Genomic DNA, 13,773 nt, shown 5'->3' with positions numbered 1-13,773 from the left:
TTGTATTCTAGAAATATAAAGAAAGAGGGTTTAAATATGAAAAAGAAAAAGCTATTTACACTTGTTACGTTGTTTGGTGTCGCTGCAGGCTTACTGGTAGGATGTGGTAATCAGAAAAGTCAAAGTAATGCTAAACAGGGAGAGAAAATTACGATTGTAGGTTCAACAGCACTACAACCTTTAGTTGAAAAGGCTGCTACCCAATATACTAGTGAAAAAGGTGGCGACATTACTGTTCAAGGTGGTGGATCAGGAACAGGATTAAGCCAAGTACAAGAAGGTGCGGTTCAAATTGGTGATTCAGATGTATTTGCTAGCCAACAGAAGGGGATAGATAGTAGTAAATTAGTTGATCATAAAGTTGCAGTTGTTGGAATGGCTCCAATCGTTAATAAAAATGTTGCAGTTAACAATCTAACAATGGATCAATTACGCGATATCTTTACAGGAAAAATTACAAACTGGAAACAGGTTGGAGGAAAAGATCAAAAGATTGTTGTGGTTAACCGTGCAAAAGGAAGCGGAACGAGAACAACCTTTGAGGAGGCAGTTTTAAATGGACAAAAGGCAATGAGTGCTCAAGAACAAGACTCAAATGGAACAGTACAAAAAATTGTTACTAAAACACCGGGAGCAATTAGCTATATTGCATTTTCATATTTAAATGAAGATGGAATTAAAGCATTAAGTATTGACGGTGTAAAGCCAACTGATGAAAATGTAGAAACTAATAAGTGGAAAATCTGGTCATATGAACACATGTATACAAAAGGACAACCAACTGGTGAAACAAAGGCCTTCTTGAAATATATGACAAGTAAGTCTGTACAGAATAAACTTGTTAAGCAAATGAAGTACATTAGTATTCATGATATGAAGGTTCAAAAAGAAAAAGATGGAACGGTAATTTCTAAAAATTAATTAAGAAATGACTGAAATAAGGTTGTGACGTAAGTCCAGCCTTTCTTGTTATATGCAAGAAATTCGGCATTAATCGGAAGTTTATGGCGACTGCAATTAAAAATCCTTTTACTTATCTTTACATAAAATTTACAATAGCTAATTTTTTTACACTCGCTTTACAATTAACAAACTAGAAATTTACATGTTTTTAGTAATCTGTTATTTGTAAAGAATAGTGTAGAAGGAGATTCGCTATGAAAAAGAAGATGATTGCAGTAGTTACAATGTTAAGTTTAGCTGCTGGTCTTATTAGTGGATGCGGAAATCAAAATAATGATAAAAAAATAACAATTGTGGGTTCAACAGCATTACAACCATTAGTTGAAAAAGCTGCTGATGAATTTGACAGCAAACATGAGGGAAATATCACAGTTCAAGGTGGCGGATCAGGAACTGGATTAAGTCAAGTTCAAGAAGGCGCAGTTCAAATTGGTGATTCAGATGTATTTGCAAGTCAGCAAAGTGGGATTAAAGCAAATCAATTAGTTGACCATAAAGTTGCAGTTGCAGGGATTGCACCAATTGTAAACCAAGGAGTAACTGTAAAAAATATTTCAATGGAACAATTACGTGATATTTTTACAGGAAAAATTACAAACTGGAAACAACTTGGTGGCAAAAATCAACCAATTGTTGTAATTAATCGTTCTAAGGGTAGTGGGACACGATTAACGTTTGAAAATGATGTAATGAAGGGTGCAGAACCAATGAGTGCCCAAGAACAAGAATCTAATGGAACAGTTCAACAAATTGTATCAAATACCCCTGGTGCAATCAGCTATATTTCTTTTTCATATTTAAGAAGTCAGGGAATTAAATCATTAAGTATTGATGGTGTAAAACCAACTAGTGAAAATGTAGAAACTAACAAATGGAAAATTTGGTCATATGAACATATGTATACTAAAGGAAAACCAACAGGTGAAACTAAGAAGTTCTTAGAATTTATGTTATCTGATAAGGTTCAAAATAGTTTAGTTAAAGAAATGAAGTACATTAGTATTCACGATATGCAAGTTGAAAAGACCCCAGAAGGGCAAGTAATTTCTAAGAAGTAAGGAGTAGAGTTATGGATGAAATAAAGAATAAACTTTTATCTAAGTCACGACAAACGGCAGAAGATCGCCGTGGGAAAATTTTATGTTACGCTTGTTTAAGTTTAATTGTTGTATTGATTGCTTCAATTTTATACTTCATTACAAGCAAAGGGATTGCAACATTTACAGAAAATCATTTGAGTATTGCGCAATTCTTTACTGGAACTAAGTGGGATCCAGGCCATAAGTTAATTGGTGCTTTACCAATGATTACTACTTCTTTTTTAGTAACGATTTTAGCTGCGGTATTAGCAACACCTTTTGCAATCGGAGTAGCAATCTTTATGACAGAATATGCTCCTAAAAAAGGAACTAAAGCATTACGTGCTGTTATTGAATTACTTGTAGGGATTCCTTCTGTTGTATATGGATACATCGGATTAATGGTTGTAGTTCCTCTCGTTAGAAAATTAATTGGTGGAACTGGTTTTGGGATTTTAGCCGGAACATTAGTACTATTTGTCATGATTTTACCAACAGTAATTTCTTTAACTGCAGATAGTTTAAAAGCAATTCCCGTTAGTTATCGTCAAGCTGCTTTAGCTTTAGGTGCAACTAAATGGCAATCAATTTACAAGATTGTCTTACGAGCAGCAATGCCAGGAATTTTAACAGCGATTATTTTTGGAATGACACGTGCCTTTGGTGAAGCCTTAGCGGTACAAATGGTTATCGGAAATGCGGTATTAATGCCAGAAGGTTTAGGAACACCAACTGCAACATTAACTAGTCAATTAACAAGTCAAATGGGTAATACTGTTTTAGGAACAGTTTCAAATAATGCTTTGTGGTCATTGGCATTAGTCCTATTAATTATGTCACTAGCATTTAACCTCTTGATTAGATTTATTACACGGAAAGGAGCAATTAAGCGATGAATCCTAAAACAAGCGATAAGGTTGCCAAAAAAGTAATTTATGGCATTGTAGGCCTATTAATTTTATTATTGGTTTTCTTGATTGGCTATATTTTAGTTACAGGATTACCTGATATGTCTTGGCACTTCTTAACAAGTGTAAGTGAATCATTTGAAGCTGGGGGAGGAATTCGTGATCAAATTTTTAACTCAGTATATATTTTGATCTTAACAACATTAATTTCTTTTCCAATTGCTTTAGGAGTAGGGATTTATCTAGCTGAATATGCAAAAGATAATTGGTTTACAAGCTTTTTAAGAACAATTATCGAATTATTAAGCTCCTTACCTTCAATTGTTGTTGGTTTATTTGGTTATTTATTGTTTGTAATTAAGTTCCAAATTGGTTTCTCAATTATTTCCGGGGCAATAACATTAACATTCTTCAATTTACCTTTATTGACTCGTAGTATTGAAGATGCATTTCGATCCGTTTCACGTGACCAACGAGAAGCTGGAGTCTCATTAGGAATTTCAAAATGGAAAACAATTACAGGTATTGTTTTCCCATGTGCGTTACCAGAAATCCTTACAGGAATTATTTTAAGTGCTGGACGTATTTTCGGTGAAGCTGCTGCCCTAATTTATACAGCAGGACAAAGTAACTCAGTAATTAATTATGCTAACTGGAATCCATTTTCAGAAACAAGTCCATTAAATATTTTCAGACCAGCAGAAACATTAGCGGTTCACATTTGGAAAGTTAATACAGAATCAATTTTACCTGATGCCCACCAAGTTTCTAGTGGTTCAGCAGCAGTGTTGATTATTGTAATCTTGATTTTCAACTTTGGTGCTCGTTGGATTGGAAATCTCGTTTATCGGAAATTAACAGCTACAGATAAGGATAGGTAATTATGACACAAGAAACATATATTAGAAAAATCAATGAAGAAGTGGCCCTTTCAACTGAAGACTTAGCTGTTTTTTATGGTGAGAAACAAGCTTTTTCAGATGGAACAATTTGTTTTCCAAGATACAAAATTTCAGCATTGATTGGACCATCAGGATGTGGTAAATCAACATTTTTACGTTCATTAAATCGAATGAATGACGGAATTGCACGGGTAGAAGGAAAAATTATGTATCGTGATTTAGATATTAATAATGATGATATTAATATCTATGAACTTAGAAAACATATTGGAATGGTATTTCAACACCCAAATCCATTTTATAAATCAATTCGTGAAAATATTACTTACGCATTGAAATATAATGGTATTAAAGATAAAAAAGTACTAGAAGAAAAAGTAGAAAAAAGTTTGAAGGCAGTTGCCTTATGGGATGAAGTTAAAGATTCACTTGATAAAAACGCTAAAGCATTATCAGGTGGGCAACAACAACGATTATGTATTGCACGTTCAATCGCAATGGAACCAGATATTTTACTTTTAGATGAACCAACAAGTGGTCTGGATCCAATTTCAACACGAAAAGTTGAAGCAACTTTACAAGAATTAAAGAAAAAATACACAATTATTATTGTTACACATAACATGCAACAAGCATCACGTAGTAGTGACTACGCTGCATTTTTCAATATGGGACGTATTATTGAATTCGATAAGACAAAGAATATCTTTACAAATCCACATATTAAATTGACAGAAGATTATGTTTCTGGAAACTTTGGATAAGAGGTGAGAGCAATTGGAAATTTTGACAACCGAAAATGTACACTTGTATTATGGTAAAAAGGAAGCATTACATGGCTTTGATTTAGGATTCAACGAAAAAGAAATTACAGCGTTGATCGGGCCATCAGGATGTGGTAAGTCAACTTATTTACGTTGCTTAAACCGAATGAATGATTTGATTGAAAATGTAACCATTACAGGTAGTTTCAAGTTAAATGGACAAGATATTTATAGTCCTAAATTAGATGTAGTTGAATTACGAAAAAAGGTCGGAATGGTATTCCAACAACCTAATCCATTTCCTTTATCAGTATATGATAATATTGCTTTTGGATTAAAATTAAAGGGAATAAAAGATAAAGATGAAATCGATCAACGAGTGGAAGAAAGTTTAAGACAAGCTGCTGTTTGGAATGAAGTTAAAGATAATTTGAAAAAAGATGCTTTAGCTTTTTCCGGAGGACAACAACAACGTATCTGTATTGCACGTGTATTAGCAGTTCAACCAGAAATCATTTTGATGGATGAACCAACAAGTGCCTTAGATCCAGTATCCAATGCTAAGATTGAAGAAATGTTAGTCGAACTTAAGAAAAATTACACAATTATTATTGTTACACATAACATGCAACAAGCATCACGTATTTCAGATAATACGGCATTTTTCTTGAATGGTGACTTGATTGAAGCAGGAAAAACAGCTAAATTATTCTTAAATCCAAAAGAAAAATTAACAAACGACTATTTAAATGGTCGATTTGGTTAATTATAATAGACTAATATAAGTTGTAGACAATGAGGAATGAAAGGCGGAGAAACGATGAAAGAAATCTTTCATGATGAAATGAAAAAATTAAATGGACGCTTCAATGAAATGGGGATTGATATTAGTGAACAAATTTATCAAGCCACAAAGTCATTTGTTGACCACGATCAAAAATTAGCTGAAGAAACAATTGATCGAGACGAAACAATCAATGATAATGAAATTTCATTGGAAGAAAGAGCCTTAAAAGTGATTGCGTTACAACAACCAGTTGCACGTGATTTCCGTAAAATCATCAGTATCTTGAAGGCTAGTTCTGATTTGGAACGAATTGGTGATCACGCAATTATGATTGCACGTGAAACAATTCGATTAAAGGGTCAAAATCGAATTGAAGAAGTTGAAAATATGATTTCAGAAATGACAGCAAATATTCGTAGTATGCTTGAACAATCACTAGATGCGATTATTCAAAATAATACTGAAGAAGCACAAAAGATTGCTAAGTCAGATAGTGAAATTGATGAACAATACTATAACATTTATCAATTGTTAATTGAAATCATGAAACGTGAAACAAGTACTGCAGTTGCAACAACTAGCTACTTGATGGTTATTCGAATGTTGGAACGAATTGGTGATCATATTGTAAATCTTTGTGAATGGGTTATTTACGATAAAACTGGTAAACTAAGAGAATTAAATCCAGGTAAATTACACCGTGATGAATACTTGAAGATTGAAGAACAAGAAGCAATTATTCGTCATGAACGTAAAAAAGAAAGATTAGCTAAAGAATCAAAAGAATAATAGATGATGGAGACTATAGTGGTCTCCATTTTTTTATTGAAAAAAGTTACTAAATTAAATTGATTTTAGTAAATGTAAAATAACTCTCCTTTTTGTCAATGGTGTTAGAATGAAACTGTAATCAAAGGAAATGCTAATTAATAGCAAAAGTGATTACTTATAACTATTGCAAAGGGGAGTTTTATTATGGCAGAAGATAATTCAACATATGCACCTTTAAAGGGAATTAAAGTAGTTGATTGGACACAAGTACAATCAGGTCCATCATGTACACAACTACTAGCTTGGTTAGGTGCAGAAGTAATCAAAATTGAACGACCTGATACAGGTGGAGATCCAACAAGAAATCAATTATTAGATATAAAAGATTCATGGGGAATGTATTATCTTCAATTAAATGCTAATAAAAAGTCACTTACATTAAATATTAAAAGCGATCAAGGAAAGAAGATCATGACAGATCTTCTAAAAAAGGCAGATATTTTTGTTGAAAATGTACGTCCAGGTGCTGCTGATCGTGCCGGTTTTGGTTGGAAAGATGTTCACAAAATGAATCCAAGATTAATCATGGCTTCATTAAAGGGATTTAACGAAGGTTCACGTTTTGAAAATGTTAAAGCTTATGAACCAGTAGCACAATCAGCTGGTGGTGCAGCTTCTGCAACAGGTTGGAATGATGGTAAGTATAATGTACCAACTCAGTCAGCTGGTGCTTTAGGGGATAGTAATTCTGGTATGCACCTTACAATTGGTATTTTAGCTGCATTATTACAACGAGAACATACTGGAGAAGGAACATATGTATATCAATCCATGCAAAATGCAGTACTTGATTTATGTCGAATTAAATTACGTGATCAAGTAATGTTAGATAATTTGGGTGCATTACCTCATTATGCTGTATATCCTAACTTCAAATGGGGAAAGGCAATTCCACGTGCTGAAAATACAGAAGGTGGAGAAGTTATTGGTTGGACATATAAAGCTAAGGGATGGGAAAAGGATCCTAATGCTTATGTCTATATTGTTATTCAAAATTCCAATAAGAGTTGGGAAACAATTGCTAATACAATGGGTCATCCAGAATGGATTGATGATGAACGTTTTAAAGATTGGCAACATCGTCAATTACACAAAGAAGAATTATATCCATTAATTGAATCATATACAAAGCAATATGATAAATATGAATTAACAGAAAAATTAGGTAAAGTAGGAATTCCAGTAGGACCAATTCTTGATTGGTATGAAATTGAAAATGATCCTGAATTAAATGCAGATGGAACAATTGTTACAATTGATGAAGGTGGAAACCGTGGTAAATATAAGACATTAGGAATTCCATTTAAATTAGGAAACTATGTTCCAGATTATAAACGTGCACCAGATTTAGGTGAAAACAATAATGAAATTTTAAAGGGACTAGGATATAGTGAAGAACAAATCAAAGAACTTGAAGAAAATGGTACTATTATTCCTGCCCAAAAGCCAAAAAACCCACGGCGAGAAGTTATCAAAGGCAAATAATTTGGTAGAATAAGGGTGTGACCAACTCAATAAAGAGTTGCGTTAACCCTTATTTTAGTTTATAAACATAATGAAAGGACTAATTATAATGACAACAACAGATGATGAAATATTTAAAATGCATGGTGGTAAAAATCCTGGTGTATTAAGCATGAAACCACGATTTGATGTTACTGATCGTGAACAGTTAGGGAAAGCATATACACCAGGAGTTGCAAAAATTGCAAAATTAATTGCTAAAGATCCACAAGCTAAAAATGAATATACAATGAGTGGAAAATTAGTTGCGATTGTAACTGATGGTTCAGCGGTTTTAGGTTTAGGTAATATTGGACAGGCAGGTGGGTTGCCAATTATTGAAGGAAAAGCTTTGCTATATAAAGATTTAGCGGGTGTAGATGCAGTTCCTCTAGCATTAAACCAGGTTCCAGTAGATGAACAGGTTGAAACACTAAAAAACTTGGCAGATTCTTTTGCAGGTTTTCATTTAGAAGATATTGCAGCTCCAAAATGCTTTGAATTGGAAGAAAAATTAGCACAATTAGTTGATATTCCCGTATATCATGATGATCAAGAAGGAACAGCAATTGTTGTATTAGCCGCCTTGATGAATGCTTGCAAAGTAGCTCATAAGGAACTCAAAGATTTAAAAGTATTAATTAACGGAGTGGGAGCATCAGGATATGCAACTGCAAAATTATTATTAGCTGCTGGTATCAATAAATTGATTTTAGTTGATAAAGAGGGGCCAATTACAGCAGAAGATACTAATTATAATCGTTATCAACGACAATTAGCAGAAGAAAGCGATATTAAAACTAAGTTTGAAAGTTTAGATGATGCAATCGAGGGAGTAGATGCATTTATTGGACTTTCTGTAGGAGATATTTTAAGTGCAGATCAAGTAAAGAAAATGGCACAAAATCCAATTATTTTTGCACTTGCAAATCCAAAGCCTGAAATTGATCCACAAGTTGCTCATGATGCAGGTGTGAAAATTATGGCAACTGGTTCAAGTCAGTATCCAAATCAAGTAAATAATGTATTAGTATTTCCAGGGTTATATCGTGGATTATTAAAATCGGGGATTAAGAAAGTTACTCCAGAATTGGAAATTACGATTGCGCAAGGATTAAGTGATCGTATAAAGAATCCAACAGCAGAGAAATTTATTTCTGGTGTCTTTGATGATGGAGTAGTTGATACTGTTACTCAAACAATTATTGATTTTGCTAACAGATAAAAAGGTTAGATATTTTTAGAAAAGAGGGGAATTGTAATGGAAGTATTTTGGACTTCAATTCAAAGTGTCATTTCAATTGTAATTATGATGGCAGTGGGATATTTCTGCCGTGCTAAAGGATGGTTTAGCGATCGTTTCTCGAAAGGATTATCACAACTTATTATGAAAATTGCCTTACCATGTGCAATTTTTATGTCAATGTTACAAAGATTCCATTTAGATCAACTTAAAAATTTATCTAAGGGACTTATTTATACAATTTTATCAATTGCAATCGGTTATTTGATTAGTTGGATAGCAATTCATGCGTTTAAAATTCCAAGAGGACAACGTGGATTAATGATGACCGGAATAAACGGTGCTAATACCGTATTTATTGGATTACCATTAAACGTTGCTTTATTTGGAAATGTATCAATCCCTTACTTATTGGTTTACTATATTGTAAATACAATTATTATTTGGACAGTCGGTGTTTGGGTAATTGCAGCAGATGATCCTACCACTAAGGATGCTAATGTAAAAATTAGTTGGAAACACTTTTTACCTGCTCCAATTTGGGGATTCATTATTGCATTGCCATTTTTGATTTGGATGCCTAATGCAGCAACTCAATTACCTACATTTATCACAAGAACAATTTCTGATATTGGAGATTTAGTAACACCATTATCATTAATGTATATTGGAATTATGCTACGTGATTTTGGAATCTCAAATATCAAATTTACTAAGAGTTTAAATATTTCGCTAATTGGAAGATTTATTGTATCACCAATTATTATGTTTTTAATTATTTTATGTGGCGTACATATGGGAATTTCAATTAATCCAATGTTTCATAAAACATTAATTATTCAAGCTGCTACACCATCATTAGCAGTATTACCAATTTTAGCTGATCAATATCATTGCGATGTTGAATTTGCCACAGATTTAGTTGCAGCTACCTCAGTATTATTTGTGATTGTGGTACCTATTATTATGATGATTATGAATTTCATTTAGAAATCAGAGAGGATTATATATGCAAGTCAACGAAATTAATATCAACTTACAGCGAAACTACAATAGATGGCATGATTTTTTAGTAAAGCATGATATTAGTGGTTTTGCTAAACAAGAATTAACTTCCATTGATAAAACCTTTATTTGGAGTAATGAAAAAAGAGAAATTATTGCAACAGGTTCAATTGCAGGCAACGTATTAAAATATGTGGCAATTGATGCTAAATATCAACAAGATGGGGCAATGTTTAATCAGGTAATAAGTTATCTGGTTAATCAGGCAGCTACAATGAATCGTTTCCATTTGTTTGTATTCACTAAACCTAAATATGTTCAAAGCTTTGAATATGTAGGCTTTAATAAATTAGCTGAAGTTGAAGATGGTGCTGTTTTAGAAAATGGAACACCTAATATTTCAGATTACATTCAAACATTGCCACATGTAAAAGATGCACAAAATAAACGAATTGCAGCAATTGTTGCAAATGCAAATCCTTTTACTAAGGGACACCGTTATTTAGTGGAAACTGCAAGTAAGGAAAATGATGTAGTTTATGTTTTTGTTGTTAGTCAAAATGTTTCATTGTTTACATACGATGAACGTTTCAAATTAGTTCAAGCAGGGACCAAAGATTTAGATAATGTTTTCGTTGTTCCAGGAAAAGAATACATGGTTAGTTATGCTACCTTTCCAGCTTACTTTTTGAAGGATGATCAAAATGTGGGAAGATATCAAGCTAAGTTAGATGCAACTTTATTTAAAGAGAAAATCGCTAAACCATTAAATATTAAATACCGTTATCTTGGCAGTGAACCATATTCGAAAACGACAGATGTCTACAATGAAGAATTAATGAAGGTATTACCGCCTGAAGTGAAAGTCAAAATAATCGAGCGTGCACGTAATGATCAAAATGATATTATAACAGCAACTAAAGTACGTGAAGCAATCAAACAAAATGATCTTTCAACAATAAAACATTTAGTAGTACCAACCACATTTGAGTTTATTAAAGAACATTTAAGTGATTTGCAAAAACGTATTAAGGAAAGGATGTAGTTTAATGGAAATTAAGAAAACAGCACTTGCTGGGACAGTAGAGTCTTCTGATATTCAAATTACAATCAGCAAAGGAGACCATGGAATTCAAATTGAATTAGACTCATCAGTTGAAAAGTTATATGGAAATCAAATTCGTAAAGTAATTACAGAAACAATTGAATCATATGGAATTAAAAATGCTAACGTAAAAGCAATTGATAAAGGGGCACTAGATTGTGTGATAAAAGCGCGTGTAATGACTGCGGTTCAACGTGCTTTGGAAACTAGTGATGAACCTAATTGGGAGGTGCTCTGATTATGGAAGAAAGATTACGGCGAACAATGATGTTTGTTCCAGGAAATAATGCAGCAATGGTTAAAGATGCTGGAATTTATGGAGCAGATTCAATAATGTTTGACTTGGAAGATTCCGTTGATTTAATGCAAAAAGATGCAGCTAGAATTTTAGTATATGAAGCACTTCAAACGCAAGATTATGGTAATGCAGAATTAGTAGTTCGGGTAAATGATATTAATTCTAAATATTTCAAACCAGATGTTTTTGCAATGGTTAAGGCTGGCGTAGATGTAATTCGACTACCTAAAACAGAATCAAAAGAAATGATGCAAAAATTAGTTGAAGTAATTGAAGAAGCTGAGGAAAAGTTTAATCGTAAAAAAGGATCAACGCATGTAATGGCAGCAATTGAAAGTGCAAAAGGTGTAATGAATGTGCTAGAGATTGCTGAATCAACTGATCGAATGATTGGAATGGCTTTGTCAGCTGAAGACTATACAACTGATTTGAAAACACATCGTTATCCTGATGGTGCTGAATTAGAGTTTGCACGGAATATGATTTTAAATGCTGCAAGAACAGCAGGGATTGCTGCCTTTGATACAGTCTTCACAAATATGAACGATGAAGAAGGCTTTAAAAAAGAAGTTGAACATATTCACGAATTAGGATTTGATGGGAAATCATTAATTAATCCACGACAAATTGATCTTGTAAATAAAATCTATGAACCAACTAAAGATGAAATTGAAGATGCATTAGATGTTCAAGCGGCAATCGAAGAAGCCCATCGAAATGGTTCAGGAGTAATATCAATGAATGGTCAAATGGTTGACCGGCCTGTTGTTTTACGTGCACAACGGGTAATTAGATTAGCAAAAGCTTCAGGATTATTAAATGAGGAGGGCGAGTACATTGAAGAATAGTTTAGGCCGAGTTTTATCTGACGATATTATGACTAAAAATGGGTATCAACCTTTTAAAACAACTGAAATTGGAAATCCAGTTGTTCAACGTGTAGCTCCTCAAGTACATGTTTCAACAGGAAATGATAAGGTAACTGATTCCTTAGCTGAAGTTATCCGTGAAACTGTAAAGGATGGAATGACAATCTCATTTCATCACCATTTGCGTGAAGGTGACTTTATCTTTAATCAAGTTATGACAGAAATTATTAACCAAGGAATTAAAGATTTAACACTTGCTCCATCATCAATCACTAATATTATGAATGAAAAAGTAATTGAAGGGATTAAGGCAGGAGCAATTACACATATTGAATCATCTGGAATGCGTGGAACATTAGGAGATGCAGTCTCTCATGGAATATTAAATGACCCTGTTATTTTACGTTCTCATGGAAGTCGTGCACGTGCAATCGAAAATGGCGAAACAAAAATTGATGTGGCATTTCTAGGAGTTCCTAATTCAGATCGATTAGGTAATGCTAATGGAATGACAGGAGATGCAGCATTTGGTTCTTTAGGTTATGCTTTAATTGATGCACAATATGCTGATCGTGTAGTTTTGTTAACCGATAATATAGTGGATTATCCTAATACGCCAGCTTCAATTAAGCAAACACAAGTTGATTATGTAGTAAAAGTTGATAAAGTGGGAGATCCTGATCGAATTGGTTCTGGAGCAACTCGTTTTACTAAAAATCCAAAAGATTTGAAGATAGCTAAAATGGTTAATAATGTTATTACACATTCACCATACTTTAAGGAAGGATTTTCATTCCAAACAGGTTCAGGTGGGGCGGCATTAGCTGTTGCACGCTTTTTACGTCAATCAATGATAGATAAACAAATCACAGCTTCATTTGCTTTAGGTGGAATTACTACTCCAATTGTAGACCTACTCAAAGAAGGATTAGTTCATAAATTAATGGACGTTCAAGATTTTGATAAGGGTGCTGCTGATTCTATGAAAAATGACCCTAATCAACAGGAAATTGATGCATCATGGTATGCAGATGCTGACAATAAAGGAGCAATGGTTGATCAGTTAGATGTTTGCATTTTATCAGCATTAGAAATTGATACTGATTTTAATGTTAACGTAATGACAGGATCGAATGGTCTTTTGCGGGGAGCAATTGGTGGTCATCAAGATGCAGCCACTGCAAAGATGACAATTATCTCCGCACCATTAACTCGTGGTAGAATTGCAACTATTGTTCCTAAGGTAGGAACGGTTGTTACGCCAGGCGAATCAATTGATGTTTTAGTTACGGAAGTTGGAGTAGCTGTAAATCCTAAACGTAAAGACTTGATTGATATTTTTGCAAAAGTGCCAAGTATTCCATTGATGACAATTGAAGAATTACAACAAAAAGCAGAGAAAATTGTAGGTAAACCAGAACCATTACAATATAAAGACAAAACAGTTGCAATGATTGAATATCGCGATGGTACAATTATTGATGAGGTAAAAGAAATTAAAGATTAAGGATCAACA

The 13,773-nt window shown here is 33.4% G+C and carries 14 protein-coding genes; all 14 read left to right on the top strand.

Annotated features, from left to right (window positions below):
• The first annotated feature begins 36 nt into the window (after positions 1–36).
• The 14 genes from QPK35_RS06895 (at position 37) to citF (ending at position 13,764) form a co-directional block, all read left to right on the top strand.
• Positions 37–921, top strand: coding sequence for a phosphate ABC transporter substrate-binding protein (locus tag QPK35_RS06895; RefSeq protein ID WP_290033219.1), 885 nt, complete (start codon positions 37–39; stop codon positions 919–921).
• 236 nt (positions 922–1,157) lie between these two features.
• Complete coding sequence (locus QPK35_RS06890; RefSeq protein ID WP_290033218.1) at positions 1,158–2,021, top strand: phosphate ABC transporter substrate-binding protein; 864 nt, start codon at positions 1,158–1,160, stop codon at positions 2,019–2,021.
• Between the two features lie 11 nt (positions 2,022–2,032).
• Positions 2,033–2,938 (top strand): phosphate ABC transporter permease subunit PstC, encoded by a 906-nt coding sequence (gene pstC / locus QPK35_RS06885; protein ID WP_290033217.1) that lies wholly within the window; start codon positions 2,033–2,035, stop codon positions 2,936–2,938.
• The gene (gene pstA, locus QPK35_RS06880; protein WP_290033216.1) at positions 2,935–3,831 is read left to right on the top strand and encodes a phosphate ABC transporter permease PstA; all 897 of its coding nucleotides are present in this window, start codon (positions 2,935–2,937) and stop codon (positions 3,829–3,831) included. The genes pstC and pstA overlap by 4 nt, the downstream gene beginning before the upstream one ends.
• Positions 3,832–3,833: 2 nt before the next feature.
• Positions 3,834–4,616, top strand: a complete 783-nt coding sequence (gene pstB, locus QPK35_RS06875; protein WP_290033215.1) for a phosphate ABC transporter ATP-binding protein PstB — start codon at positions 3,834–3,836, stop codon at positions 4,614–4,616.
• Positions 4,617–4,629: 13 nt separating this feature from the next.
• On the top strand, positions 4,630–5,382 hold the full coding sequence (pstB, locus tag QPK35_RS06870) for a phosphate ABC transporter ATP-binding protein PstB (protein ID WP_290033214.1): 753 nt from the start codon (positions 4,630–4,632) through the stop codon (positions 5,380–5,382).
• Between the two features lie 54 nt (positions 5,383–5,436).
• Positions 5,437–6,192, top strand: coding sequence for a phosphate signaling complex protein PhoU (phoU, locus tag QPK35_RS06865; protein ID WP_290033213.1), 756 nt, complete (start codon positions 5,437–5,439; stop codon positions 6,190–6,192).
• 186 nt (positions 6,193–6,378) lie between these two features.
• Positions 6,379–7,719: a formyl-CoA transferase gene (gene frc, locus QPK35_RS06860; protein ID WP_290033212.1), complete on the top strand. Its 1,341-nt coding sequence runs from the start codon at positions 6,379–6,381 to the stop codon at positions 7,717–7,719.
• An 88-nt stretch (positions 7,720–7,807) separates the two neighbouring features.
• Complete coding sequence (locus QPK35_RS06855) at positions 7,808–8,962, top strand: NAD(P)-dependent malic enzyme (RefSeq protein ID WP_290033211.1); 1,155 nt, start codon at positions 7,808–7,810, stop codon at positions 8,960–8,962.
• A 36-nt stretch (positions 8,963–8,998) separates the two neighbouring features.
• Positions 8,999–9,970, top strand: a complete 972-nt coding sequence (locus QPK35_RS06850; protein WP_290033209.1) for an AEC family transporter — start codon at positions 8,999–9,001, stop codon at positions 9,968–9,970.
• Positions 9,971–9,989: 19 nt separating this feature from the next.
• On the top strand, positions 9,990–11,030 hold the full coding sequence (gene citC, locus QPK35_RS06845) for a [citrate (pro-3S)-lyase] ligase (RefSeq protein WP_290033208.1): 1,041 nt from the start codon (positions 9,990–9,992) through the stop codon (positions 11,028–11,030).
• 4 nt (positions 11,031–11,034) lie between these two features.
• The gene (citD, locus tag QPK35_RS06840; RefSeq protein WP_290033207.1) at positions 11,035–11,328 is read left to right on the top strand and encodes a citrate lyase acyl carrier protein; all 294 of its coding nucleotides are present in this window, start codon (positions 11,035–11,037) and stop codon (positions 11,326–11,328) included.
• Between the two features lie 2 nt (positions 11,329–11,330).
• Positions 11,331–12,236: a citrate (pro-3S)-lyase subunit beta gene (gene citE, locus QPK35_RS06835; protein WP_290033206.1), complete on the top strand. Its 906-nt coding sequence runs from the start codon at positions 11,331–11,333 to the stop codon at positions 12,234–12,236.
• Positions 12,226–13,764: a citrate lyase subunit alpha gene (gene citF / locus QPK35_RS06830; protein WP_290033205.1), complete on the top strand. Its 1,539-nt coding sequence runs from the start codon at positions 12,226–12,228 to the stop codon at positions 13,762–13,764. Before citE ends, citF begins: the two co-directional genes overlap by 11 nt.
• The last annotated feature ends 9 nt before the right edge of the window (positions 13,765–13,773 follow it).

The sequence above is a fragment of the Ligilactobacillus cholophilus genome (genome assembly GCF_030389495.1).
Taxonomy (GTDB): Bacteria; Bacillota; Bacilli; order Lactobacillales; family Lactobacillaceae; genus Ligilactobacillus; species Ligilactobacillus cholophilus.
The sequence above is the reverse complement of the archived record's forward strand: the minus strand, read 5'-3'. Positions and strand labels throughout refer to the sequence as shown.

Bases quoted from the DNA above. Each gene is read 5' to 3' on its own strand.
- QPK35_RS06855 (WP_290033211.1), top strand. From the start codon at position 7,808: ATGACAACAACAGATGATGAAATATTTAAAATGCATGGTGGTAAAAAT.
- phoU (WP_290033213.1), top strand. From the start codon at position 5,437: ATGAAAGAAATCTTTCATGATGAAATGAAAAAATTAAATGGACGCTTC.
- citE (WP_290033206.1), top strand. From the start codon at position 11,331: ATGGAAGAAAGATTACGGCGAACAATGATGTTTGTTCCAGGAAATAAT.
- pstA (WP_290033216.1), top strand. From the start codon at position 2,935: ATGAATCCTAAAACAAGCGATAAGGTTGCCAAAAAAGTAATTTATGGC.
- QPK35_RS06850 (WP_290033209.1), top strand. From the start codon at position 8,999: ATGGAAGTATTTTGGACTTCAATTCAAAGTGTCATTTCAATTGTAATT.
- frc (WP_290033212.1), top strand. From the start codon at position 6,379: ATGGCAGAAGATAATTCAACATATGCACCTTTAAAGGGAATTAAAGTA.
- pstC (WP_290033217.1), top strand. From the start codon at position 2,033: ATGGATGAAATAAAGAATAAACTTTTATCTAAGTCACGACAAACGGCA.
- QPK35_RS06895 (WP_290033219.1), top strand. From the start codon at position 37: ATGAAAAAGAAAAAGCTATTTACACTTGTTACGTTGTTTGGTGTCGCT.
- citC (WP_290033208.1), top strand. From the start codon at position 9,990: ATGCAAGTCAACGAAATTAATATCAACTTACAGCGAAACTACAATAGA.
- QPK35_RS06890 (WP_290033218.1), top strand. From the start codon at position 1,158: ATGAAAAAGAAGATGATTGCAGTAGTTACAATGTTAAGTTTAGCTGCT.
- pstB (WP_290033215.1), top strand. From the start codon at position 3,834: ATGACACAAGAAACATATATTAGAAAAATCAATGAAGAAGTGGCCCTT.
- citD (WP_290033207.1), top strand. From the start codon at position 11,035: ATGGAAATTAAGAAAACAGCACTTGCTGGGACAGTAGAGTCTTCTGAT.